Source organism: Parasphingorhabdus sp. NYA22 (assembly GCF_976973735.1).
Window position 1 is genome coordinate 2843642 of record NZ_OZ333477.1, and the last position, 25309, is coordinate 2868950.

The window sequence follows — 25309 nt, forward strand, 5'->3', positions numbered from 1 at the left end:
TATCACTACGAACTGGCCTCAACCGCGCTCACAATTAAAACCTTACACAAACGTGCCCTTTTGTTTTCCGCGACCTTTGCCCCAAATCCGCAATTTTCCGGTCTTTTCTCTCAGCCACCATGGCGCCGAGTGTGACCTTTAGGTGAAACAAACAATCTGGTCCGGGTGGTTCAGGCGGGCGAGCTCTATCGCTGTAGTCTTGTCCAGATTGTCAAAGAGCCAAGACGAAGATAAACGATCGAGCCAGGTGTAGGAAAGACCAATGTGCAATGCCGTCGTGCCATGTCGCCACCCGCTTTCCCCGAAGGCAACGTTCGCGGCAAAGCAGGTCAATCGGTGGCAGACATCGGGAACCGGAAGAGATCAAACCGTGATGAACGCAAAAGCGGGCATTAGCTAATGCTGTGCTTCCGGCAATTGTACCTTCAGTCCATCCAATGCATCGGTAATCGGTATTTGGCAGGCGAGGCGGGAAAATTCGGTAACGCCTTCCGCCAATTCGAGCATGGATTCTTCCATTTCTTCTCGGGCCGGGACTTTGGCGGCCCAGTCGCCATCGATAAAGACATGACAGGTAGCGCAGGCACATTGGCCGCCGCAATCGGCATCGATGCCGGGGATCGAATTATCGAAAGCAGCATCCATAACGGACGCGCCTATATCGGCCGTCACTTCGTAAACGGTTTCATCATGCGTGATAAAGGTGATTTTCGGCATATTTACAATTTATCCTTTTGGCTTAACCCGGACCATGACTTCTGAATAACCCATAACGAAGCTGCTTTTTACGCGGATCGGGGCACGGACCATTTCAATGCGGTCGAACCGTTTCAATATTTCTTCCCACAGGATCCGGACCTGCATCTCGCCGACACGATTGCCCATGCAGCGATGAATACCAAAGCCGAACGACATATGCTGGCGCGCGCGGGCGCGGTCGATCAGGAAGGCATCGGCATTCTCAATCTTGGTCTCGTCACGGTTGCCCGAAACATACCACATGACAATTTTATCGCCTTTTTTTATCTGCTTGCCTTGAAACTCGACATCTTCCTTGGCGGTGCGGCGCATATAGGCCAGCGGCGTTTGCCAGCGAATAATTTCCGAGACCATGTTCGGGACCAATGTTTGATCAGCCAACAGCTTGTCATATTCCTGCGGGTTCTGGTTGAGCGCAACAATGCCTGCACTGATGCTGTTGCGAGTTGTGTCATTGCCCCCGACGATGAGAAGTATCAGATTGCCGAGCAATTCCATCGGGTTATTGATCATATCCTTTGTGTCCGGATTATGGGCCATCAGGGAAATGAAATCGAACTTTGGTGGCTGTTCAGCGCGCTCTAGCCAAAGCCGGGTAAAATAGGCGAGACATTCACGAAGGATTTCACGCCGTTCCTGAATTTTTTCTTCGTTGGCGAACATTTCGACGTCGGTCGTGACGTCTGACCACTTGGTGAGCAAGCGGCGATCCTCAAACGGAAAATCAAACAAAGTCGCAAGCATCTGGGTTGTCAATTCGATCGATACGCGGTCAACCCAGTTAAATTCCTGACCGACGGGCAGATCATCCAGAATCTTGCCGGCGCGTTCCCTTATAAGCCCTTCAAGATCAGCAAGGCGCGCAGGCGCGACTCCTGGGTTTGCTGCTTTGCGCTGCACATCATGTTTTGGCGGGTCCATGGCAATGAACATCGGCGTGGTGAAATCTTCCGATGGATTACCCATGGAAATGGTAGGTTCCGAGGAGAATTGTTTATGATTGCTGTCGATCTTCACGATATCATCATATTTGGTGATCGACCAGAAAGGACCAACCTCACTCTCTGCGCAATAATGAACCGGGTCTTCATTTCGCAGGCGGCGGAAATATTCACCATGCGCATTGTTTTGAAATAACATGGGTTGAGCCATATTGATTTGATCGAGCGAGATCGAATAGGGATCCGGTATAACAACGCTTTTGTCTAGAAATTGGGCCTCGTCGCTCATATCAATATCCTAAAAATAGTTTCTCGGGTCCAACTGCCAGCAGCAGGTCAGTAACAGATCAGTAGCAGATCGCAACTCTAATTCAATACCGCTTTTTTGCAAAACTGATGTGCTCTTTTGCGCCATAGCGGACGTCAAATAGGACCCAGGCAAAGACCAGCTCTGGAGCGTTAGTCGCCATTCAGTCTCCCTATCCGCAATGTCCGCTTTTCTGGCCAAAGCGCAATTGGCTCCCCTCCGCTCCACCCTCCCGGGGAACAATTCCTCCAAAACAACCACTAGTTAATAGTAGCACCCTATAGCCCTGTGATAGAAGGGCCGGATTGCAGCATTCGCGTCGCACGGTTTTCCGGCCAGCGACTGTTTCATCCGGGGGGATATAATATGGCATTTATCAATCATTTTGCCGAGGCCGAAGACGAGCGGAACTATGTGCATGACGAGCGCGCGTCCCGGCTCAAGGCGACCCGGGCGGTGCTCATTCTCGGGCCACTGATTTTCCTCGGTTTCTTCATGCTGACCCCGGTGTTTTCGTCGAACCAGGCCTTTGCGACGTTCAACATCACCACGATGGCGATTGTCGGCTTTTTTGCGCTGGCGATCTTTGCAACGACAAACCGTCATTATGTCGAGTGGCCCTGGCTGGATATCCTGCCGTTCGTAGCCATGACCGTCGCCGCGGCCGTGCTGATGACGGTATTGGTGCGGACCACCGCTGAAAATGACCTTGATATCACCAAGATTGCCGTGGTCTTCTTTGGCCTGATCTACTTCATCGCCAGCGTTGCCTTTGTCGCCAATGTGCGGCTGTTCGCGATCTGGGCGATCGGCACGCTGGGCGTGTTCATCGCCTATATGGACAGCCATGGCATCGACGTCGACGAAATGTATCACACCATCGTCAACATCAGCTTTTTCCTGCTGTTCGCGATCTTCTCCAACTGGGAAGCGGATCGCCGGGCGCGGGCCATGTATGTGGCGCGCCAGGAGCTTAATCAGGAACGGAAGAAGACCGAGAAACTGCTTTATAATGTCTTGCCGCAAGCAGTCGCCACGCGGCTGCGGGCAGGCGAAGTGGTGGCAGATTCCTTCTCCGACATCTCGGTCGTCTTCATCGATATTGTCGGCTTTTCGAAGCTGTCCAAACAATTGTCGCCGGGCCATCTGGTCGAGCAGTTGAACGGTTTTTTCCTGATCGCCGACCAATGTGCGAGCCGCTATGGCATCGAAAAGGTGAAGACCATTGGTGATTGCTATCTCGCCGTCTCTGGCGGCACCGCCTCGACAGGCCCCGGCGCGAAAGATGCGGTCAGTTTTGCCAAGGATGTGATCGCGGAAATGCAGAGCCGGGCCAGAGACGGCGGGATCGACATCCAGTTGCGGGTCGGCATCCATAGCGGTCCTGTGGTCGGCGGCGTGGTCGGCACCAGCCGGCTGGCCTATGATTATTGGGGCGATACGATGAATATCGCCAGCCGGATCGAAGGCGCGGCCGAGCCCAATGGCATCGCTGTATCCGCCGCCACTTATTATCAATGTACCGAAGCCCATGAATTTGATGCGCCCGAAACCATCGCGCTGAAGGGCGTCGGCGATACGGTTATCTACCGGATCAAACCCGAAATTGCGGAGTGATTTAGCGGCGGGTTTACCGCGCTACCCGAGCGCTATTGCATTGCCGCCCGGCTCATAATTTTCCTTGAAATTCCGGCACCGGGCGCGCCTGTGCCTCGGCTTCGGTGGTCGCCTTGCCGTTTTTGCGAATATCTTCGATCAGCCACTTCATTTCCTTGATCTCGCGGCGCTGGGCCTTGATAATGCTATCGGCCAGTTCCCGTACGCGTCGGTCCTCGATATGGGCACGCTCACTGGTCAGGATCGCGATGCTATGGTGGGGGATCATCGCTTTCTGCCAGGCTTGGTCGGAAATCGTATCCTGCGACCGGACGAGATAGAGCGAGCCGGCAAACAGGACGACGGCGCCAACGAGGATCAGCGCGTTCTTCCTTTTGTCGTCATACATGCCGAGCATGAACAGCAGCATGATGATGGCCATCGCACTGCCCATGTACAGCGCCATCCAAGTCCGGGTTTCGCTATAAAATATATGATCCAGCGCGTAGGTGTTCAGATACATCAGGCCGAACATCACCAGCGTGGAGGTCGCGATCATCACAATGAATCTGGTGTATTTCGACATTTTATTTCCCCTTCAGATTGGCTGAGTTCATGCGCTTATGGGGTAATTTACGTCCGGGCAGTGGAAAAGTTCCTCTTGGGGGCGGCCCACTCCCCCCGCTAAAGCTGCTTGCCCCTGAGCCTGAGCGCGTTGCCGATCACCGATACCGAGGAAAGGCTCATCGCGGCGGCGGCGATCATCGGGCTGAGCAAAATCCCGAACCAGGGATATAATATGCCGGCAGCGACCGGCACGCCCAGCGCATTGTAGAAAAAGGCGAAAAACAGATTCTGCCGGATATTGCTCATGGTCAGCTGGCTGAGATGCCGCGCCTTGGCGATGCCGCCGAGATCGCCTTTGACGAGCGTAATGCCGGCGCTTTCCATGGCGACGTCGGTACCGGTGCCCATCGCGATCCCGACGTCCGCCTTGGCAAGCGCTGGCGCATCATTGATGCCGTCGCCGGCCATCGCCACCCGTTTGCCGGCAGCCTGCAATTCGCTGATCACCCGATGCTTGTCCTCGGGCGAGACGTTGGCGTGGATTTCGTCGATCCCGATCATCTTGCCAACCGCCTGCGCCGTGGCTTCGGCATCCCCCGTAAGCATGACGACGTGGAGACCGGATTTGTGCAGCGTCTTGATCGCGTCTGCCGTTGTCGCCTTGACCGGGTCGGCAACACCGATCAGGCCGGCCGCCTTGCCATCGACCGCGACAAACATCACCGTCTGGCCCTGCGAGCGGCCATCATCGGCTTTCGACGTCAGGTCAGCGCTGGTTGCGCCGAGCCGTTCCATCATCTTTTCGTTGCCGATCGCGACCCGTTTATTCCGGACCGTCGCTTCGACGCCTTCGCCGGTGACCGATTGAAAGTCGCTCGCTGCCTCGAACTGCAGACCTTTGTCTTTTGCGCCTTCGACAATCGCGGCGGCAAGCGGATGCTCGCTGGCGACTTCGATAGCGGCCACCAATGCGAGCATTTCGTTCGCGTCAAAGCCGCTTTCCGGCTCGACCGAGACCAGCTTGGGTTTTCCTTCGGTAAGGGTGCCGGTTTTGTCGACGACGATCGTGTCGATCTTTTCAAACGTCTCGAGCGCTTCGGCATTCTTGATCAAAATGCCGTTTTGCGCGCCCTTGCCCGTGCCGACCATGATCGCCATCGGCGTGGCGAGACCAAGCGCACAGGGACAGGCGATGATCAGCACGGCGACGGCATTGACGAGGCCATAAGCCAGCGCCGGCTCCGGTCCCCATATCGCCCAGACCACGAAGGTCATCAGCGCGACCAGAACCACGGTCGGCACGAAATAGCCTGCCACCGTATCGGCGAGCTTCTGGATCGGAGCACGGCTGCGCTGGGCGTCGGCGACCATCTGGACGATTTTTGCCAGCAACGTGTCCTTGCCGACGCGCTCGGCGGTCATCACAAAGCTGCCGGTCTGGTTGACGGTGCCGCCGGTGACAGTGTCCCCTTCGGATTTCTGGACAGGAATGGGTTCGCCGGTGATCATCGCCTGATCGATCGTGCTCGCGCCTTTCGCGATGGTGCCGTCGACAGGGACCTTTTCGCCGGGCCGGACGCGCAGCTCGTCACCCGACTGCACTTCGTCGAGGGCTACTTCTTCTTCCGAGCCGTCCTTGTTGATCCGCTTGGCAACCGGCGGGGCCAGTTCCAGCAGAGCGCGCAAGGCGCTGGAGGTCTGGCCGCGCGCTTTCAGCTCCAGCACCTGCCCCAATAATACCAATGTCGTGATAACGGCGGCGGCTTCATAATAGACAGCGACCGTTCCGTCGTGGCCGCGGAAGGCCGCAGGAAACAGACCGGGAAAGAAAGTCGCGACCAGGCTGAAACCATAAGCCACGACAACGCCCAGCCCGATCAATGTGAACATATTGGGATTCATCGTCTTGATCGATTGCACGGCGCGAACAAAAAACGGCCAGGCACCCCAGAGAACGACCGGGGAAGCCAGCAACAGCTGCACCCAGTTTGCGGTGCCGGGATCGAACCAGGATTCAAACGGCTTGCCGGGGATCATGTCGCCCATGGCGTAGACGAACAAAGGCAGGGAAAAGACCGCGCTGATCCAGAAACGCCGGCGCATGTCGATATATTCCGGATCGGGGCCGCTATCGAGCGAGAATGTTTCCGGCTCCAGCGCCATGCCGCAGATCGGACAGGAGCCGGGTCCCTCTTGCCGGATTTCGGGATGCATCGGACATGTGTAGATCGTGCCCTCGGGTACGTCCTCCTGCGCGACAGAAGGATTTGGCGATAGATAGCGATCCGGATCGGCGACGAATTTCGTCCGGCAACCGGCGGAGCAGAAATGATAATCCTGACCGGCATGATGCGCGTGATGTTCGGTGTTGGCGGGATCGACCGTCATGCCGCAGACTGGGTCTTTGACCGGTGCAGCATTTTCTTCGTGGCCATGTTCGTGTGAAGCGGGCTCGGTCATATCCATATCCTTTTCGATTGCGATCAATATACCCTATAGGGGTATATGGGTTCAAATAAAGCAGGAGTCAATGAGGACCGCTGCCTGACGGCAACAGCACTTGTCAAAAAGCCCCATGTCACTGGAATAGCGACATGGGGCTAATGGAGATTTTACGGGAGCACGGCGGTTAAAGCCGAACCGGATTTACTCGGGATTTGCATCCGGCGTTTCAGAGTCCGCCATATTGCCATGATCCATTTTTGAATGGTCCATCTTGCTGTGATCCATTTTGTCGCCTTCCATCATATGGCAGGCTTTTTTACCGTCCTTGTCGGTCATGCAGCATTTCATTTTTCCGTCTTCGGTCTTCTCGCATTGATGACCATCAACTCCGCCTTCATGATGCTCGGCAAGAACCGCCGCGGGAGAAGCTAGAGCGAAGATTGCGGCAGAGAGCGAGAGTGTAAATCTGTTCATTATCGATTCCTTCGAGGTCTTGTTTATTGGTTATAACTGGCGAATACGCGCTGACCCTTGGGACCAAAAGCGATCACCTGATAAGGTTCCGTCATGTCCTGATATTCCATGCCAGGCGATCCCACCGGCATGCCGGGAACCGCGAGTCCTGTGAAGCCTTCGGGTTTTTCGCTGAGCAATTTCCGGATCGCTTCGGCCGGGACATGACCTTCGATAACATAGCCTTCAACGATCATCGTGTGGCAGGCGCGCAGTTCGTTTGGCACACCGTGCAGATCCTTGACCATCTGCATATCGGCATTTTCAGCGATTACCTCGGCATCAAGACCGGTAGAAGCATGATCCGCCCATTCCAGACAGCAACCACAACCAGCATCGCGGTACATGGTGTAGCTTGCGGCCTGTGCTGCCGTCGAACAGGCTGCCAGCGACACCAGCAGCAGTCCGGCCGCGCTGGTCTCCCTCATCGATTTGGCAATAGCTCCAATCATCAAACTTTCCTTTCCAATTGCCGCCCGCTGCCGAAGCAGCAAGACCGGCGGATCACCGTTTCACTTTTTCAAACAGATCAATCAATTCTTCAAATTTCTCTTTTTGCTCGGCCGGACTTCCGGTCGCGATCGCCTCGCTGACGCAGCAGGCGGCATGGTCTTTCAATATCTGGCTTTCGACCTTTGCCAGCGCGGATTTCACCGCCTGCACCTGATGCAATATGTCGATACAATAGCGGTCGTCGGTCACCATCTGCGCGATGCCGCGCACCTGTCCCTCGATGCGGCGAAGCCGGTTGATTTTCTGATCCACTGCACCTTTGGCCATATCTTCCCTCTTGTCTTGGTACCCTATGGGGGTATATATGAAGCCATGCAAAAAACCAACATGAAATATTCGCGGCGCACGATGATCGGCTCTCTTGCTGCATTGAGCGGCCTTGCTGCCCTGCCCATGCCTGCCTGGTCCATGGGCAAGATGGGTGGCCCGGTGCGCAAGGGTATCCATGAACTTTCCGGCGCGAACATTGATCTGCATATTGCCGATGGCAGCTTTGCCACCGGCGGTCGGTCCGGCCATGCGATTGCGGTCAACGGCACGGTGCCGGGACCGCTGATCCGGCTGAAAGAGGGCGAGCAGACACTGCTGTCCGTGCACAATATGCTGGACGTGGACAGTTCTGTTCACTGGCATGGCCTGCTCCTGCCGTTCCAGTTTGACGGTGTGCCGGGGATCAGCTTTCCCGGGATCAAGCCCGGCGCACGTTTCGATATCCCCCTGACCCCGCGGCAATCCGGTACTTACTGGTGGCACAGCCATAGCGGGCTGCAGGAACAGGTCGGTCATTATGGCCCGATCATCATCGATCCCGCTGTCCCCGATCCGGTGCAATATGACCGCGAGCATATCATATTGCTGAGCGAATTCACGCCGATGCATCCACACCAGATCATGAAGAAGCTGAAGGTCGCCGAAGGCTATTTCAGCATGCAGAAGACCAGTGCGACGGACGATTATCCACTAAGCGCGGAACAGCGGCGGATGTGGGGGCGGATGCGGATGATGCCGACCGATATCGCTGACGTTTCGGCGCCGACCTACAGCTATCTGATAAACGGCCATGGGCCGCAGGACCGGCTGGAGCTGCCATTCACGCCGGGCGAGCGGGTCAGGCTGCGGATCATCAACGGCAGCGCGATGACGTTCTTTAACGTTCGCCTGCCCGGCCTGCCGATGACGGTGGTACAGGCCGATGGCCAAAATGTGCAGCCGGTCGCGGTGGACGAACTGCAGATTGGTGTGGCCGAGACTTATGACGTGGTTGTCACCCCGACCGAAGCGGGTGCTTTTGCGATCGCGGCGGAAAGCATGGACCGCAGCGGCATGGCGCGAGCCTCGCTGACCTCGCAACCCGGACGCAAGGCCGCCTTCCCTGCCCTGCGCGCGCCCCCTTTGCTGTCGATGGTGGACATGGGGCATGGCGATATGGATCATGGTGGCGATAGTACTGAGCCAGCCGAGCCGATGGATCACAGCAAGATGGACCACGCAGCCATGGGTCATGCCATGCCGGAAGCGGCTTCAGATGACGCGCATAGCGGCCATGATATGGGCACGATGGATATGAGCGGCGGGATGAGCATGCGCGACACCTCGCTGCTGCCCGATACGGTCAAGGTCGGTCCCGGCATTGATATGGTATCGATGAACCCCCAGGACCGCACCGGCTATCCCGGACTGGGTCTCGATGATGTGCCGCATCGCGTTCTGAACTATCGCCTGCTCAAGTCGCTTGAGATGGACCATCAGAAGCGTTCGCCGGACCGCGAGATGGAACTGCATCTCACCGGCAATATGGAACGCTATATGTGGTCGTTCAACGGCAAGAAAATGAGCGCGGTCGGCGATGATCCGATCCGCTTCGGCTTTAACGAGCGCGTGCGTGTAAAGCTGGTCAATGATACGATGATGGCCCACCCGATCCACTTGCACGGCATGTTCTTTGAGGTCGTCAATGGCCAGGGTCATCACCAGCCGAAAAAGCATACGGTGATCGTCCAGCCGGGCAGCAGCGCGACTTTTGACGTGACCACCGACGAGCCGGGTGACTGGGCCTTTCACTGCCATCTGCTCTATCATATGCACGCCGGGATGATGCAGACGGTCAGCGTTGCCTTTCCGGAAGGATCAGCATGATGCGGCTATTTTCAGCGAGCCTGGCAGCGATCATCGCGACCACGCCGGCACTGGCTCAGGATCACAGCCAGATGGACCATAGCGCGCATCAGATGCCCGCTGCGCCGGAAGCCGCGCCAGAGGTAGACCATAGCCAGATGGATCATGGAGCGATGGGCCATGATACGCCAGCCGCCCCGCCATCATCTTCTTCGAACAACCTGACCGGTCCTCCCAATGCGGCGGATGCTATCTGGGGCGCGGATGCGATGCGTCCTTCTCGCGAAGCGCTCTACGAAGAACATGGCAATATGCAGGTCTTCTGGTTCCAGGGCGACCGGCTGGAATATCGTGCGCGCCAGGGCGATGACGGCTATCTCTGGGATGTGCAGGGCTATTATGGCGGAGATCTGAACAAATTCTGGTTCAAGAGTGAGGGCGAAGGCAGTTTTGGCGAGCCGCTGGAAAGCGCCGAAGTGCAGGCTTTATACAGTCGCGCCATCGCGCCCTTTTTCGATCTGCAAGCCGGAGTGCGACAGGATCTGACCGGCCCCGATCGCACCCATGCGGTGATCGGCGTCCAGGGCCTGATGCCATATATGTTCGAAGTCGATATCGCGGCGTTTCTCTCGACCAAGGGCGACCTGACCGCGCGCATCGAAGCCGAATATGACCAGCGCCTCACCCAGCGCCTGATCCTGCAACCGCGCGCAGAGATAAACCTGTCGGCTCAGGAGATTCCCGAACTGGATATCGGCGCCGGTATCGACAATATCGAGCTTGGCCTCCGGCTCCGCTACGAGATCGTCCGCGAATTTGCGCCTTATGTCGGGATCGAGCAGGAATGGAAACTCGGCGGCAGCCGCGACTTTGCGCGGCTTGCCGGTGAGGACCCGAGCGTCACCAATTATGTGGTGGGCGTGCGTTTCTGGTTTTGATCAGGTGGCGGAGCGGATGATCTTGTAGCAAATGCATTGCTACCGGCCACATATCGGCGGAACCCGAGGCGGGTTTCCGTGTAATTTGATCGATGCGAGGAAAAATCATGTTGTTGAAGAAAATCAAGACGCCCGGCCTGTCCCATCTTTCCTATCTGGTCGGTTCAGGCGGCAAGGCAGCTGTCATCGATCCGAGACGGGACTGCGACATCTATCTCGAGACCGCACGCGCCGAGGGTCTTGAAATAACGCATATCTTCGAGACCCATCGGAATGAAGATCTGGTCTCCGGTGCGCCAATATTGGCAAGCATGACAGGCGCCACAGTATATCATGGCCCCAATCCGGCAGGTGATATCGTTTATGCGAAGACCGCCCGTGAAGGCGACCGTTTCGAAATTGGGCAGCTGGTAATCGAGATCATCGAGACGCCCGGACATACGGACGATCATATCGCCTTCGCGCTCTACGACAGCGAATATCCTGAAGGCGCAGTAGGTGTATTCACCGGAGACGCGCTGTTCGTGGGAGATGTCGGCCGGACCGATTTCTACCCGGATCGCAAACGGGAAGTGGCCGGACTGTTGTTCGATTCGCTGCAGAAAATTCTGGCGCTCGGCGATCAGGCGATGATCTATCCTGCCCATGGTGCCGGGTCGGTTTGCGGATCGGGAATGGCCGAGCGGGAATTTTCGACGGTCGGGCATGAACGGAGAAACAATTCCCGGTTGCAAATCCAGAGCCGGGAAGAATTTATCGACGCGAAGGTCAACGAGAACCACTATCAGCCCCCCTATTTCCGGTTGATGGAACGCCTCAATATGGAAGGTGGCGATCCTGCTCCGCGGGTACCAAGGCCGAAAAACCTGACCCTGTCGGAACTGGACAATTGCAACGCTACCCATTGGGTAGATGTGCGCGATCCGATGGCCTATGCCTCGGGTCATTTTCCGGGATCAATGAGCCTGCCGGTCGGCATGGTTTCTGCCTTTGCCGGATGGTATATCGGCGAGGACGACAGCATATTGCTGATTGGTTCGAACGAAAGCGAGCTTGCCGGTGCCACGGAGCATCTCGTTCGTATCGCGCTCGACAATATCGTTGGCGGATATACCGGCATGGTTCCGGCAGCGGCGTCAGGGAAAAACATGGCGCAAATCCCGATGATCGAGACGCACGAGGTCAAGACGCGGCTCGAAGAGGGCCGCGACAACTGGACCTTGCTCGACGTGCGCGATGCGGATGAACGCAGCGAATTCTCGATCGACGGCTCGCAGCATATCTATGTTGGCGAATTGAGCGAACGGTGGAAAGAGCTCGACAAGGCGCGTCATTATACATTGATGTGCGCCAGCGGCATGCGGGCGACGGTGGCAGCGGGTTGGCTGGCCAGCCGCGGATTTGAAAAACTCGATATTTATCTGGGGTCGATGGGGGCGTGGAAAGCCGCTCGCGAAGAGAATTAGAAGATATTACCGGCGAAAGACAGAGACCGGGCCGTCTCCAGACCTGCCCTTATTGCGCTGGCGTACCGAAGGACCGAAAGCTCTCGAAGTGCTTTCGGGTGTCGGGCCGGACCCCGTCCTCGGAAAGAATATGGTCCAGATCGGCCTTGCTGTCCTGACTCTCTGGATCGACCTTGATGCCGGCCATCTGCCAACCGGGAAATTCACGCCGCCGGACCTCGCGACGATCGAATATCACCATGCCGTCGTGGCGCGGATCGGTCTCTATGAGGGCGATACACTGGTTAACGCTCGCCCGGGAACCTTCCAGAATTTGCATAAAATTCAGTCCGTTGAACGCAAGCAGACCGGTCAGTTCGAGCGTGTCGTTCCGCTGGTTGGCCTCTTTCAGAATAGCCTGAAAATCGGCCTCCGTCAGATCCGCGCGCGCGGTGCTGATATAACAAAGTGATGTAATCAATCCGTTCGGCATGGCGTAGCTTGCTTTCCCCCGTCCAATTTCCCGTTAAACAGCGATCACGCTATCGCCATTTGACGCCGGTGGCTAGACGCAAAATAGAGCAGACAGGTGGTATCCCGTCAGGCTGAATCCGCGGCGCAATATCCGGTGTCGGCAGAGTATTCCCGTGGACGTGGTGCGGTCTGCAAGTAGCTCAGGCTGCACGCCCACGGGATATTTTGCTGACCGTACTGGCTGTCGCCGTCAGAACATTGTCTTCGTTGTAAACATGGCCTTCCATGAAGACTATTTTATAGCCTTGCTTGATCGCCCAGCCTTCAACCCGCAGCTTGCCAGCCCGGGTCGGTTCCAGATATGTCGTCTTTATTTCCAGCGATGACAGGCCGACAATATCCGGATCGTGTAGAAACAGGGCGTGGCTCATGGCAGCATCCAGCATAGCGGTGACAAATCCGCCTTGGACAATGTCTATCGAATGGCAATAGTCTTTCCCGATATCAAATTCGAATGTGCAAGCGCATTTCTCATCATCAATATCAACCAGCTTCCCGCCCAGCATACTGATAAACTTGGGGCCGTTTCGATTGCTTTCTTCTATTATTTTTTCTTTGTTTTTCATAAATATATTCCGCGTCGACCGTTCATGACGACGCTCCATCGTCCCGAATAAGATTAAGTTATGGAGTCGATTGATCGAGAGCGTTTTCCCGAAGGAGACATTGACTGCCGCCCGGTTTGGAAGTGCCCCCTCAGTTCACTCCGCGATCATTGCCTTCCCAATAAGGCGCGCGCAGTTCGCGTCGCAATATCTTCCCGCTGGCGTTCCTCGGCAGTTCCGCAATTACGTCGACGGTTTTCGGCACCTTGAAACCGGCAATCCGCTCCCTAGCCCAGGCGATGACGCTGTCGGTGTCGATCTCCCCGGCGTCCGGCTTGGGTGACACCACCGCCTTGACCGCTTCGCCCCATTTGGCGTCAGGAATGCCGATAACCGCGACTTCGTTGACCTGCGGGTGGCCGAAGATCGCATTCTCGACTTCCGCCGGATAGACATTCTCGCCGCCGGAGATAATCATGTCCTTGACCCGGTCCTTGATGTAGAAATAGCCGTCTTCATCCATCACCGCCGCGTCGCCGGTGTAGAGCCAGCCATCGGCGTCGACCGTCTCTGCGGTCTTCTGCGGATTGTCGTAATAATGCAGCATGTTGAGGCCGGATCGTGTGGCAATTTCTCCGATGGTGCCGGGCGGAACTTCCTGCCGGTTCTCGTCGACAATCCTCAGCTCAACACTGGGCAGCGGGATGCCGATGCCGCGCATCCGTTCATTGCCTTCGGGATCATGATCCCCGGGCGGCAATATGCAGACGGTGCCGGTGGTCTCGGTCATGCCATATTGCTGGCAGAACAGCGCCTTGGGCATGGTCTGGATACATTGCCGGAGTAGTTCCAGCGGGATCGGCGCGGCACCATAGGTGACCGATCGGACGCAGGAGAAATCCGTGTCTTTGGCGCGCGGCCAGTTGACCAGCATCTGCAGCGCGGTCGGCACGAGAAAGAACTGGTTGAGCCCCTTGTCGATACAATCGAGCACATGGTCGGGGTGGAACTCCGGGATGACCATCATCGTCGCGCCGTTGTAGAAGGCAATCGGGCCAATGCCGGAGCCGGCGATATGCGCGCAGGGCATGACCGCCAGCGTGCTGTCACCGGGCTTCAGATCGATCCATTTATGATCGGGATGATCCTCGACCAGCGGCCGCAGCTTGAACAGATTGTCACTGGTCAGCACAGCCCCCTTGGGATTGCCGGTGGTGCCGGAGGTGTAGAGTTGCAGTACGCCTTCCGCCGGATCGCACTGAGGCAGATCACCGGACGCGGTGTTGGCTACAAAATCGGCCAGTGTTGGCAGATCGGTGCCGGGCTTTGTGCAGATTATCGTCTTGGTATCGGGCGATTCTTTCGCTGCATTTTTCGCGGTGTCGGCAAAATCCGGTTCGCACATCAGCAGCGGTGCCCTTGTGTCTTTCAGGACATAGGCGACTTCCGGCGCAGCGAGGCGCCAGTTAATCGGAGCGATAACCATACCGGCGCGACTGGCCGCGGCGAACAGGGTGAAATAGAGACCGCTATTCTTGCCCAGCCAGCAGATCCGGTCGCCCTTGGAAAGGCCCGCGCCGGTAAAGGCCTGCGCATAGGCAGTGACCCGCTTGTCGAGTTCGGCATAGCTGACGAGACCATCGGGATCATCGATCGCGATATTGTCCGGCGTGTTCGCAGCCCAGTGGGCAATGGAAGACCCCATGCAGCGTCGTGTCTCTGTCATTTGCCCGCTCCTAATTGATTTGCACCCTTGTTAATCGGGCGATTAAGTCATGGCAAGAGGAACGGTGATTAGCCTCTCCTTTTCAAAGGAGGGGCTTAATCCTGCTTTCTATAAACCAAAGATATATTATTCGCCGGCATATCAATCAGGCTCTCACGAACGAAACCGTTGCGTGCCGCCAGCGAGTCCATATCCGCGACATCGCGCAAGCCCCAGCGCAGATTGCGGCTCTTGAGGCTGCGTTCGAAGGCGAGATTGCCCGGAGCGGTCTCGACATACTCGCGCAGGTAGGGACCGTAGAGATAGAAAGGCGCGCCGGGAGCGAGCAGCTTGCCGGCCTTTTCAAACAGGCCGATGCTCGATTCCCACGGGCTGATATGGACCATATTGATGCACAGGATCGCCGCCACGTTCTCCACGTCCCATTGCGCGGCCTGCGCATCGAGCTGTTTCGGCGGCAGGATATTCGGCACCACTTCGCGCTTCGTCCACGCGGCGATCGACTCGCAGCATGCGGGATCGGGGTCACTGGGCTGGAATGTCAGATTGGGAAAAGTCCGGCCAAAATAGACGGCATGCTCGCCGGTGCCGCTGGCGACTTCCAATATGGCACCCTGCTCTGGCAGGATATCGCGCAAGACTTCGACAATTGCATCGCGGTTGCGGAGCGTTGCCGGGGCATGCCGCTGTTCGCCAGGGGCAGCGTCGTCGATCGTCCAGGGTTTGGAATCAGCCATTGCTAGAACCTGCTATTCTTTGTCATTTGCCAAACGGAACTGCGTCATAATCGGCCTTCACCGCTGCATAGCGCATATCGATGCCCGCTGCGAACTCGGGATGGGAGAAGATATATAGCCGATTGTCCTCGACGCAAGTCGCCGTCCACTCGCCAAGATCGGCAGGATCAAGACCGCCATCGATCACCTTGCTCATTTCCTTGAACTTCGGATCTTCTTCATTCCCACCGCCGGTCGGCTTGTTAAAGCCACTACGGTGGATGTTGGTTTTAACCCATGCGGGGCACAATACGCTGACGCCGATATCGGCGGGAGCCAGTTCCTGCTGCATGGCTTCGGAATATCCGACGACCGCGAATTTCGTCGCATGATAGGGCGCCATGCCCGGACCCGCGATGTGGCCCGCCAGCGACGCGGTGTTGATGAAATGACCGCCCTCCCCGTGGATTTTCATCAGCGGAGTAAATATTTCGACGCCGTGCGCCACGCCCATCAGATTGATATCGACAATCCAGCGCCAGTCTTTCAGGTCAATCTCGCCGGTCATACCGCCCAGCGCGACTCCGGCATTATTGACGACGATATGGACTTTACCGAAACGGTCGATGGTCGCCTGCGCCGCCGCGCGCATTTGCGCTTCGTCCGCGACATCGCAGACCACGGTTGCCACATCAGCGCCGTCGGCCCTCAATGTTTCTGCAGCAGAATCAAGCGTGGACTGATCAATATCGGCGAGCATCAATTTCGCGCCGCGCTTGGCAAAGGCTTGAGCGATACCGAGCCCGATACCCGCAGCTCCGCCGGTGATGAAGGCTACGCTGCTGCTGTCGATTTTCATAATATATGCTTTCGAAAGGATATTCGTGGAAGGAATTTGCGAGCTTATTGCCGACGATGGAGCGGGAATGCCAGCCTTATGGTCCGGATTGGCGAGATTATATGGCTCAGAATTTCACCGTCACAGTTTTTGCACCGGCAGTTTTGAGCGCACAGTCGCTACAACCGAGAGTTTGCCTGTCCGGCGGTTTTGCGATATTATCCCGGTTGATGATGAAATTTTTCCGCCCCGAAGAAGACAGCGCGCAAGTCAGGTTTCCACCGCCGCTGGTCTATGTCGGTTTTCTGCTGACCGGATTGTTGCTCGACCGTCTGAGCGACCGGGTACCGGACTTCATTCCGGTTTCTCCCCTGATCATGGCGGCCGGAGGCATTGCGCTCTTGTCCGGTATCTTTGTGATGCTCGCCGGAACCAGCCGTTTCAGGAAACTGGGCAATAATCTCGAGCCATGGAAACACAGCAACCAGATCGTCAGTACCGGCGTCTACCGCTACACCCGCAATCCGATGTATCTGGGCATGGCGCTCTTCTATCTCGGCCTGGCCTTGTGGTTCCGCAGCAGCTGGGCGGTGATCCTGTTGCCGGTCGCACTCATCGTCATCCGCACACAGGTGATCGCGCGGGAAGAACGCTATCTGGCGGCGAAATTTGGTGACGAATATCTCGCCTATAAAGCCAAGGTTCGACGCTGGTTTTAGAGCCACCTCGCTGGCCTTTATCCGGCACCCGGACAACCACCTGAAAAAGCGAGATGTTCTTTCCGAAACTTGTCGGTTTCTGTAGGCTGGAACTATGCCGAATGATTCTCTCGATCCGCTGATCCGCGACGCCTATGCTATAGCGGCCCAGCCGGAACGGTTGATTAAATTATTGACGGTGTTGCAGGAGCCGACTGCCGAGGATGAAGGCGCGCTTCAGCCGCATTTTGCCAATGTAACCGCGTTGCTGACCGAAATTGATCCTAGTGTCGGGGATGATTTTGCCACCTATGCCCGGGACCTGGACGGGACCGACGGCGAACTGACGCCAGCGGACCTGAAACTTGGTCCGTCAATGATCGTGTTGCGCGCCGACGAACAGATTTTTCAGAGCGCAGAAATCGTCCGGGGACAATCGGTACCCGACTGGCTTTTCGACGTCGATGGCGAGACTTTTGCCCAGGTCGAAAGGCTCATGGCTGGCGGAAGCAAGGCTGGACCTGTGATCATTCGCCTATATATGGATCCGGAGGATGACAGAGGCGTGCTGTTCGCCGCGCAGACATCCGGCGCCGACAGTGCGCAACTGGATTTCCGGGTGATGCGACTGCGCTGGAATTCTGTCAGTGGCGATGCGTTCGCGCGGTCGCTAGGGCTTACCGCCACAGAGAAAAAGCTGGCGGAATATCTGGTCAATGGCCTGTCTGTCCTGGAATTTGCGTCCGATCGCCAGCGCGCTCTGGGGACCGCGAGAAACCAGCTCAAGGGTCTGCTTCGCAAGCTGGCCATTGGTTCGCAGACCGATCTGATTGCCCTCTATGCCGGTTTTAGCAACGCCTTCGCGACAGCTGAGGCAAAGGCCCCCAATCTGGACCCTGCCTGTTCCAGTCACAAACTGACTTTGCAGGACGGCAGCCATCTGCCGTTTGAAATCTATGGCAATCCGAACGCCAGGCCGGTCCTCTATCTGCACGCCACAATCGACGGTGCCTATCTGACGGCCAGGCAACAGGACGCGGCGACGCGGCAGAATTTGCGCATCATTGCGCCCTGGCTGCCCTTTTATGCCGGCAGCAAGATGGCGAGCACGGGCCTCGCGGTGGTGGACGAATTTGTCGAACGGCTTGTCCATTTGCTGGATCAGCTGAAGATAGCGCGCTGTTCGGTGGTTTCGGCGAGAGTTGCCGCGCCTTATGGGATGGCCGCCATTCGCAACCACCCGGATCGCTTCTGCGGACTGGTCATGGCGGGGACGATATTGCCGGCAGGCGATGCCAATGATTTCTCGCATCTCGCCATGGGCTATCGGGCACCGCTGCGGCTGGCGCGGATCGCGCCGTCCTTCGTACGGCTATATTTCGCGGCCATCTCGACGATGGTCCGGCGCGGAAAGAGCATGGCCTATTTCAAAAGCATTTACGGCGAAAGCGCTGCCGATATGAAAACGCTCAGCCGGCCCGATGTCGCGGAACTGATGCAGCTCTCGATGAAGCGGACATTTGAAGATGGCTATGAATCGACTGCGCAACAGGCAATCCTGACGGCGAGCGACTGGTCGAAATGGTGCCGCGATCTGCAAGTGCCGGTCACCGTCATTTGCGGAGCGGAAGACCGGCTTGCGCCGCCCGACATGGTTGCAAAATTTTGCGACCACTATGGCTTCAACCTGATCGGTCCCTTGCCCGATGTCGGCAGTCTGGCGATTCAGCAGGTGCCGCACAGGATCTTCGAGGAAGCCGCCAAAAGCCATCCGGATTGAACCGCTTTCGGCAAGCCTTGTCGCCAGCCAGATAATCTGCCCGACTATACCATATGGTATATTCTAAAGCCCGCATGGCTCCCCTAGTTCCGCTGCTGAACCCAATGGAGGCCAAGGATGAATTTTTCGAAACCAGCTATCGCGGCAATATTTGCCATTTCTCTGCTCGGCAGCGGCACGGCGCAGGCCCAATTTGGTGGCTTGAGCAAGGCGATCAAAAAAGAAGCGAGAAAGACCCAGAGCGATGCGGAGGAACAGGCCGCAGAAGAAGCCGCCAATGCAATTGATAACGCGATACGCGGGAAAAAAGGCAAAAAGATCAAGATCGGGAAAAGCAGTGGCCGCAGCGGTTCTGTGGCCCTCGGTACGCCATCTGCCAATCTCACATCACAAACCCAATGTGCAGGCCTTGCGCTTTCCAATGTGACGGTCGGCAATCTCGGGGAATATACATTCCAGCAGGGCTTCAGCAAAGAAAAGCGCACCGGCTTCATTAACCGCAAGCCCGGCACAGTGAGCGGGTCGTGCATTGCGCCATCTCTGCAACCGCAGGAAATTCTCTATTTCGAAGTCGACGAAAAAAAATACAAGGCGATGGACAAGGGCAATGACTTTACCTGGCAGTGTGTGAAATCGGACGACCCGGGCGCCGGCACGGTCGATTACTGGACCTGGCATAGCGATCAATATCTTGGCGATTCCCATATGAAATTGCATTGCGGCAATGATCAGGGCGTTAGCGATTGCGCCACCGGCACCAACTCGTCCCGTGCCTCCGCCTATTCCGCCGACCGGAAAAAGCGTGGCAAATATGGCATCAGCTTTCTCGCTCGCCTCAACGAGCACAGCCGCGCGAAAACGGAAAAACTCTACTGCCAATATTATAACAAGAGAACCGGCAAGAGCCTGGTCGCATTCGAATATCTGAGCGCGCCGGCTCGATAGTATCGAACCCGCTACAGACTATCCCAATTTCCAAAAGGAAACTGAATATGCGTTACGCAATCGCCTTGTCATCACTGATCATTTCCAGCATGGCCGTTCCGGCGGCTTTCGCCCAGTCGAGCGGGACCACCGTGGCCAAGGATGGCAGCTGCCCGACCGGCTTCAAATCATCGGGAAGCTCGTGCAAATCCAGCTCTGGCGCAGTCGCCATTGCCAAAATCGGCTCATGCCCCACAGGCTTCAAATCCTCCGCCAATTACTGCGTCGGTGATAAAGGCGATTATGCGGAAATCAGAAGCGGCAGCTGCTCGAGTGGATTGAAAACCTCCGGCAAATATTGCGTAAAATAATCAAGCTCAGGTGATTGCGCTATCAGGGAGCGCAATCACTCGGCCGCTTCGGCAAGATCCTCAGACTCGGTCCATACCAATATCGGTTTGCGGGCTGCCTGGGTTTCATCGAGGCGGCGGCGCGGGGCAAAGTAGGGCGCGGATTTCAACAGTTCGTCACCCGCTTTGGCCCGTTCAGCCACGGAACGGAACGCACCGATAAACTGGTCAATCGCCGCCTTGCTCTCGGTCTCGGTCGGCTCGACCAGCATCGCGCCGTGGACCACCAACGGGAAATACATGGTCATCGGGTGATAGCCCTCGTCGATCATGCCCTTGGCTAAGTCGAGCGTCGACAAGCCATTGCTGAAGCCTTTGTCGGAAAACAGAGCTTCGTGCATGCAGGGGCCACTCTTCGCAAAAGGCGCTTCGAGCACGCCTTCAAGACTGCGCAGGATATAATTGGCGTTGAGCACGGCATCTTCCGAGACCTGCTTCAGGCCATCCGCACCATGGCTGAGCATATAGGCCAGCGCGCGGGTGAACATGCCCATCTGGCCGTGGAAGGCGACCATCCGGCCGAAGCTGCTACTGTGATGGTCCTCGGCCGTTTCTTCCTCGACGAGACGGAAATGGCCATTGTCCATTTTCTCGACAATCGGCAGCGGCGCGAAGGGCGCCAGTGCTTCGGAAAAGACCACCGGTCCGGAACCGGGACCGCCGCCGCCATGCGGCGTGGAAAAAGTTTTGTGCAGGTTGATATGCATCGCATCGACGCCGAGATCGCCGGGCCGCACCCGGCCAACAATGGCGTTGAAATTGGCACCATCGCAATAGACCAGACCACCGGCCGCGTGCACCGCGTCGGAAATCGCCTTCATGTCCGGTTCGAACAGGCCGCAGGTATTGGGGTTGGTGATCATCACACCGGCCACATCGGGTCCCAAGCGCGCCTTGAGCGCCTCGAGATCGACCCGGCCATCTCCATTGGCGGGGATATCCTCGACCTTGTAGCCGGCAAAGGCGGCGGTCGCCGGATTGGTGCCATGGGCGCTTTCCGGCACCAGGATCACTTCGCGGGCATCGCCGCGCGCTTCCAGCGCAGAACGGATCGCCAATATGCCGCACAGTTCGCCATGGGCGCCGGCCTTCGGCGACATCGCGACCGCTGGCATACCGGTGAGAAGCTTCAGCCACTCAGCCAATTCATGGATCAGTTCCAGCGCGCCCTGCACGCTGTCGATCGGCTGCAACGGATGGATATCGGCAAAGCCCTTGAGCCGCGCCATTTTCTCGTTGAGCCGCGGGTTGTGCTTCATTGTGCAGCTGCCGAGCGGGAACAAACCCACATCGATCGCATAATTCTGGCGGCTGAGGCGGGTATAGTGACGCACCATCTCGCCTTCTGACAATCCGGGGATGGCAATCGGCGCTTCGCGCTCGAGGCCACCGAGACGGCTTTCGACTTGTGGTGCCTCGGGCAGATCGACACCGCTGCGATCGGACGAACCGATTTCGAAAATCAGCGGTTCGTCAACCATCAGGGCGCGATTGCCGGTGTGGGTGGTGATGGAGCCATCGTCGGTCATCTGCAAATTTTCTTCCTGCCTGGTTGGGCGTCCTTCGGAGAGCATGCTCATGACAGGGCTCCTTCCAGAGCGGTCGCAAATTGCTCGATCTCTCCATCGTTTGATGTTTCCGTAACCGCGACAAGCAGTCCATGCGCAAGCGGTGCCTCCTCCGGATAGAGGCGACCGAGAGAAACACCGGCCAGGATCCGCTGGTCGGCAAGCTGCCGCACAACTTGCCGCGCATCCTTCTCAAGCACCAGCGTGAACTCGTTGAAAAAGCTTTCATTCAACAGTTTTACGCCATTGATTTTTGACAGCCGGTCCGCTGCCTGCACCGCCTTTTTATGGTTGAGCATCGCCAGTTCGCGGAGCCCCTTCTCGCCCAGCAAGGTCATGTGCGCCGAAAAAGCCAGGGCGCACAGGCCGCTGTTGGTGCAGATATTGGACGTCGCTTTCTCGCGGCGGATATGCTGTTCGCGGGTGGAAAGCGTCAGGACGAAACCGCGCTTGCCTTCGGCATCGACGGTCTCTCCGCACAGCCGGCCCGGCATTTGCCGGACATATTTTGCCTTGCAGCCGAACAACCCGACATAGGGACCGCCAAATTGCAGGCCGACACCGATCGACTGGCCTTCGCCAACGACAATATCCGCATCCATCTCGCCCGGCGATTTGATCGCGCCGAGAGCGACGGGCTCGGTGACGACGGCAATCAGCAAAGCCTTATGCTTATGCGCCTTTTCCGCGATGGCGGAGAGATCGCCGATACGGCCCAATATATCCGGATATTGCACAACCACACAGCTGGTTTCGTCATCAATCTGGTCGAGCATATTCTGACCGTCGGTCGCAGCATCGAGGGTCGGTGCCTGATAGGACAGATTGTCCTTGGTGAAGCGCGCCATCGTTTTGGCCACCGAAACATAATGGGGGTGCAGGCCCGAAGACAGGATCGCCTTGCCACGCTTGGTGATGCGACGGGCCATGGTGATCGCTTCCCAGCAAGCGGTCGAGCCGTCATACATCGATGCATTGGCGACATCGACACCGAACAGGCGCGCGACCTGGGTCTGGAATTCAAACAAGGTCTGCAGCGTGCCCTGCGCGATTTCCGGCTGATAAGGTGTGTAGGCGGTCAGAAATTCGCCGCGCTGGATGATATGGTCAACGCTCGCCGGAACATGATGACGATAAGCCCCTGCCCCGAGGAAGAACGGCATGTCGCCGGCAGCGTGGTTTTTCTTCGCCAGCGCCTTCATATGCGCTTCCACCGCCATTTCGCCCGCGTGCATTGGCAGGCCGTGGATCGGCCCGTTCAGCCGGGCTTCCTCGGGCACATCGACAAACAGATCGTCAACCGATTGCGCGCCGATGGTCGCCAGCATCGATTGCCGGTCGTCAGGGGTCAGCGGGAGATAACGCATTATATTCTTCCTTCCAATCGCCCCTCCCTTTCAAGGGAGGGGAAAGGGGTGGGTTATGAGGAGGCTGGCTCGATGCCAGCATCCAAATTTGCGAGTGAGGACAGGCCCCACCCCAACCCCTCCCCTGAAGGGGAGTGGCTATTTAATCCTACAGTTCGTCGACAAAGGCGCGATAGGCCTTCTCGTCCATCAGGTCGTCGAGTTCGCTCTTGTCCGACAGGGTCAGGCGGAAAAACCAGCCGTCTTCCTCTGCCGATGAATTGACCAGCGCCGGTTCTTCTTCCAGCATCTCGTTCACTTCGACCACTTCGCCGGAGACCGCCGCATAAACGTCGGACGCGGCCTTGACCGATTCCACCACCGCAGCATCGTCGCCCTGGCCTAACTGGGCCCCGACTTCCGGTGTTTCGACAAACACAATGTCGCCCAGCTGTTCCTGCGCATAGTCGGTAATCCCGACGGTTGCCGTGTCGCCTTCGACATCGACCCATTCATGTTCATCGGTAAAATATCGGCTCATTCTCGTATCCTCTTGCTGTCAATCTATGGCTTGGGTTTGCGGTGATAGTTATGCGGTACAAAGGGCATATCGGCGACGGTGCAGGCGATTTTCCTGCCGCGCTGTTCGACGGTAATCGGGGCTCCCGTTTCAGACAGGTCCATCGGGACATAGGCCATGGCGATCGGGCGCTGGAGCGTCGGCGAGAAACCGCCGCTGGTCACATTGCCAATGATCGTACCAGCAGCGTCTACCACGGTCGCACCTTCCCGAACGGGCTGACGACCATCGACGAACAGGCCGACGCGTTTTTTCGCGGCCTTGTCCGGATATTGCGCGAGCACGCGCTCTGCTCCGGCAAAATTGCCTTCTTCTCGGCGCACCTTGGACAAGGCGAAATTCAGATTGGCTTCGACCGGCAATATATCCGCATTCATGTCATGACCGTAGAGCGGCAGGCCTGCCTCGAGGCGCAGGCTGTCTCGGGCACCAAGGCCGATCGGGCGCACTTCGTCCAACTCGGTCAGAGCGGCGGCCAGAGTGACGGCATGTTCCGCCGGCACGCTGATTTCAAAACCGTCCTCGCCGGTATAGCCCGAGCGGCTGATGCCGAGCGGGATGCCGCGCCACAGAAACGGACCCGCTTCCATGAAATGGAGATCGGTCGGCTTTGGCCAGTCTGGTTTGAGCGGATCAATACCCAGTTTGGCCAGCGCTTCCGCAGCCTTCGGTCCCTGCAGCGCCAATAATGCCGCATCTTCCAGATGCTCGAGGGTCAGGCTGTCCGGCAACTGTTCGCGCAAATAGGCGATATCATCATGCTTGGTCGCGCCATTGACCACCAGATAGAGATGGTGGCCGGTGTTGGTCACCATCAGATCGTCCAATATCCCGCCATCCTGGGCGAGCAGCAGAGTGTAGCGGATTTTGCCCGCAGCCAGCGCCGACAGATTGCCCGGCGTAATCCGTTCCAGCGCATCGGCTGCGCCCTCGCCGATCAGCTGCAGCTGACCCATGTGCGATACGTCGAACAGACCCGCTTCGGTCCGGGTCCAGATATGCTCAGCCATCACGCCTTCATATTGCACCGGCATTTCATAGCCCGCAAACGGCACCATCCGCGCGCCGAGGCCGCGATGCCAGTCGCCTAAAGGAAGTTGTTTCAGATTTTCGCTATTTTCACTCATCATATTTCCGCATCAAGAAGACAGCCCGCAGCAAAGCCCTGCAAAACTGCCCCCTCTGTCACGGAACCTGAGAGTTTCATCCTCCTTCGCCAAGGCTTCGGCGGACAAGCCCACCGGCACAAAAGCGACAAAGATTTACCCCTTCGGTGGAGCGCCGGTCATTTGACCATCCGCTCTCTTTCCAGAGTGCTTGCGAGCCGTTGCGGTCCGTTGGCCTGAGAGTTTCCGGGGCGGTTGCTCCTTCGGCGGCCTTGCAGTCCTGTGAGACAGCAAAACGCTCTCCCGCAACGCCTCATGATCCTTGCCCGAAAGCGCCGATCAAAAAGCAGATTTATGAGTGGATCAGCGTGTCGGCGGAGTCAATGATTCTGTTGTGCG

General features: G+C 57.3%; 24 protein-coding genes and 1 riboswitch. Of the genes, 7 read left to right on the plus strand and 17 right to left on the minus strand.

From position 1 onward, the window contains the following. Positions 1-396 precede the first annotated feature (396 nt). Positions 397-717, minus strand: coding sequence for a 2Fe-2S iron-sulfur cluster-binding protein (locus ACWFTY_RS13595; RefSeq protein ID WP_447524726.1), 321 nt, complete (start codon positions 715-717; stop codon positions 397-399). Positions 718-726: 9 nt separating this feature from the next. Further along, the gene (locus ACWFTY_RS13600; protein WP_447524727.1) at positions 727-1989 is read right to left on the minus strand and encodes a cytochrome P450; all 1263 of its coding nucleotides are present in this window, start codon (positions 1987-1989) and stop codon (positions 727-729) included. A 384-nt stretch (positions 1990-2373) separates the two neighbouring features. Between ACWFTY_RS13600 and ACWFTY_RS13605 the strand changes: the two genes are divergently transcribed. Beyond that, complete coding sequence (locus ACWFTY_RS13605) at positions 2374-3624, plus strand: adenylate/guanylate cyclase domain-containing protein (protein ID WP_447524728.1); 1251 nt, start codon at positions 2374-2376, stop codon at positions 3622-3624. Positions 3625-3676: 52 nt separating this feature from the next. Here the strand turns inward: ACWFTY_RS13605 and ACWFTY_RS13610 are convergent, their stop codons facing one another. The 5 genes from ACWFTY_RS13610 to ACWFTY_RS13630 all read right to left on the minus strand — a co-directional run bounded on the left by ACWFTY_RS13610 (position 3677) and on the right by ACWFTY_RS13630 (position 7908). Then, entirely contained in the window at positions 3677-4189 is a 513-nt protein-coding gene (locus ACWFTY_RS13610) for a DUF305 domain-containing protein (protein WP_447524729.1), read from the minus strand. 98 nt (positions 4190-4287) lie between these two features. Continuing rightward, the gene (locus ACWFTY_RS13615) at positions 4288-6636 is read right to left on the minus strand and encodes a heavy metal translocating P-type ATPase (protein WP_447526896.1); all 2349 of its coding nucleotides are present in this window, start codon (positions 6634-6636) and stop codon (positions 4288-4290) included. Between the two features lie 180 nt (positions 6637-6816). Beyond that, positions 6817-7089 (minus strand): hypothetical protein, encoded by a 273-nt coding sequence (locus ACWFTY_RS13620; protein WP_447524730.1) that lies wholly within the window; start codon positions 7087-7089, stop codon positions 6817-6819. A gap of 23 nt (positions 7090-7112) precedes the next feature. Then, positions 7113-7580: a DUF411 domain-containing protein gene (locus ACWFTY_RS13625; RefSeq protein WP_447524731.1), complete on the minus strand. Its 468-nt coding sequence runs from the start codon at positions 7578-7580 to the stop codon at positions 7113-7115. 52 nt (positions 7581-7632) lie between these two features. Next, entirely contained in the window at positions 7633-7908 is a 276-nt protein-coding gene (locus tag ACWFTY_RS13630; protein ID WP_339827324.1) for a metal-sensitive transcriptional regulator, read from the minus strand. A gap of 60 nt (positions 7909-7968) precedes the next feature. Between ACWFTY_RS13630 and ACWFTY_RS13635 the strand changes: the two genes are divergently transcribed. The 3 genes from ACWFTY_RS13635 to ACWFTY_RS13645 all read left to right on the plus strand — a co-directional run bounded on the left by ACWFTY_RS13635 (position 7969) and on the right by ACWFTY_RS13645 (position 12160). Further along, positions 7969-9777, plus strand: a complete 1809-nt coding sequence (locus tag ACWFTY_RS13635) for a copper resistance system multicopper oxidase (protein ID WP_447524732.1) — start codon at positions 7969-7971, stop codon at positions 9775-9777. Beyond that, a complete protein-coding gene (locus ACWFTY_RS13640) occupies positions 9774-10694 on the plus strand; it encodes a copper resistance protein B (protein WP_447524733.1) in 921 nt (306 codons plus the stop codon). Before ACWFTY_RS13635 ends, ACWFTY_RS13640 begins: the two co-directional genes overlap by 4 nt. A 107-nt stretch (positions 10695-10801) precedes the next feature. Beyond that, a complete protein-coding gene (locus tag ACWFTY_RS13645; protein ID WP_447524734.1) occupies positions 10802-12160 on the plus strand; it encodes an MBL fold metallo-hydrolase in 1359 nt (452 codons plus the stop codon). Between the two features lie 49 nt (positions 12161-12209). Here ACWFTY_RS13645 and ACWFTY_RS13650 read toward each other — a convergent pair whose 3' ends face one another. The 5 genes from ACWFTY_RS13650 to ACWFTY_RS13670 form a co-directional block, all read right to left on the minus strand. Further along, positions 12210-12632 carry a BLUF domain-containing protein gene (locus ACWFTY_RS13650; protein WP_447524735.1) on the minus strand — a complete coding sequence of 141 codons (423 nt, stop codon included), beginning with the start codon at positions 12630-12632 and terminating at the stop codon, positions 12210-12212. 181 nt (positions 12633-12813) lie between these two features. Continuing rightward, the gene (locus ACWFTY_RS13655) at positions 12814-13239 is read right to left on the minus strand and encodes a PaaI family thioesterase (protein WP_447524736.1); all 426 of its coding nucleotides are present in this window, start codon (positions 13237-13239) and stop codon (positions 12814-12816) included. Positions 13240-13369: 130 nt separating this feature from the next. After that, positions 13370-14944 carry a long-chain-fatty-acid--CoA ligase gene (locus tag ACWFTY_RS13660; RefSeq protein ID WP_447524737.1) on the minus strand — a complete coding sequence of 525 codons (1575 nt, stop codon included), beginning with the start codon at positions 14942-14944 and terminating at the stop codon, positions 13370-13372. A gap of 95 nt (positions 14945-15039) precedes the next feature. Then, positions 15040-15681: a DUF938 domain-containing protein gene (locus tag ACWFTY_RS13665; RefSeq protein ID WP_447524738.1), complete on the minus strand. Its 642-nt coding sequence runs from the start codon at positions 15679-15681 to the stop codon at positions 15040-15042. Between the two features lie 22 nt (positions 15682-15703). Further along, positions 15704-16519 carry an SDR family NAD(P)-dependent oxidoreductase gene (locus ACWFTY_RS13670; RefSeq protein WP_447524739.1) on the minus strand — a complete coding sequence of 272 codons (816 nt, stop codon included), beginning with the start codon at positions 16517-16519 and terminating at the stop codon, positions 15704-15706. A 101-nt stretch (positions 16520-16620) separates the two neighbouring features. Here ACWFTY_RS13670 and ACWFTY_RS13675 point away from each other — a divergent pair, with 101 nt between their 5' ends. From ACWFTY_RS13675 to ACWFTY_RS13685, 3 genes are all read left to right on the plus strand, one after another. Then, entirely contained in the window at positions 16621-17217 is a 597-nt protein-coding gene (locus tag ACWFTY_RS13675; protein ID WP_447524740.1) for a methyltransferase family protein, read from the plus strand. Positions 17218-17311: 94 nt separating this feature from the next. Further along, positions 17312-18976 (plus strand): hypothetical protein, encoded by a 1665-nt coding sequence (locus ACWFTY_RS13680; protein WP_447524741.1) that lies wholly within the window; start codon positions 17312-17314, stop codon positions 18974-18976. Positions 18977-19093: 117 nt separating this feature from the next. Next, the gene (locus ACWFTY_RS13685; protein WP_447524742.1) at positions 19094-19921 is read left to right on the plus strand and encodes a hypothetical protein; all 828 of its coding nucleotides are present in this window, start codon (positions 19094-19096) and stop codon (positions 19919-19921) included. A 52-nt stretch (positions 19922-19973) separates the two neighbouring features. Here ACWFTY_RS13685 and ACWFTY_RS13690 read toward each other — a convergent pair whose 3' ends face one another. From ACWFTY_RS13690 to gcvT, 5 genes are all read right to left on the minus strand, one after another. Next, positions 19974-20132 (minus strand): hypothetical protein, encoded by a 159-nt coding sequence (locus ACWFTY_RS13690; RefSeq protein WP_447524743.1) that lies wholly within the window; start codon positions 20130-20132, stop codon positions 19974-19976. Positions 20133-20306: 174 nt separating this feature from the next. Next, on the minus strand, positions 20307-21890 hold the full coding sequence (gene gcvPB / locus ACWFTY_RS13695; protein ID WP_447524744.1) for an aminomethyl-transferring glycine dehydrogenase subunit GcvPB: 1584 nt from the start codon (positions 21888-21890) through the stop codon (positions 20307-20309). After that, on the minus strand, positions 21887-23245 hold the full coding sequence (gene gcvPA / locus ACWFTY_RS13700) for an aminomethyl-transferring glycine dehydrogenase subunit GcvPA (protein WP_447524745.1): 1359 nt from the start codon (positions 23243-23245) through the stop codon (positions 21887-21889). Before gcvPA ends, gcvPB begins: the two co-directional genes overlap by 4 nt. Positions 23246-23393: 148 nt before the next feature. Then, complete coding sequence (gcvH, locus tag ACWFTY_RS13705; RefSeq protein WP_447524746.1) at positions 23394-23765, minus strand: glycine cleavage system protein GcvH; 372 nt, start codon at positions 23763-23765, stop codon at positions 23394-23396. 23 nt (positions 23766-23788) lie between these two features. After that, on the minus strand, positions 23789-24934 hold the full coding sequence (gene gcvT, locus ACWFTY_RS13710; RefSeq protein ID WP_447524747.1) for a glycine cleavage system aminomethyltransferase GcvT: 1146 nt from the start codon (positions 24932-24934) through the stop codon (positions 23789-23791). 190 nt (positions 24935-25124) lie between these two features. Then, positions 25125-25226, minus strand: a riboswitch (glycine riboswitch). Positions 25227-25309: the final 83 nt, after the last annotated feature.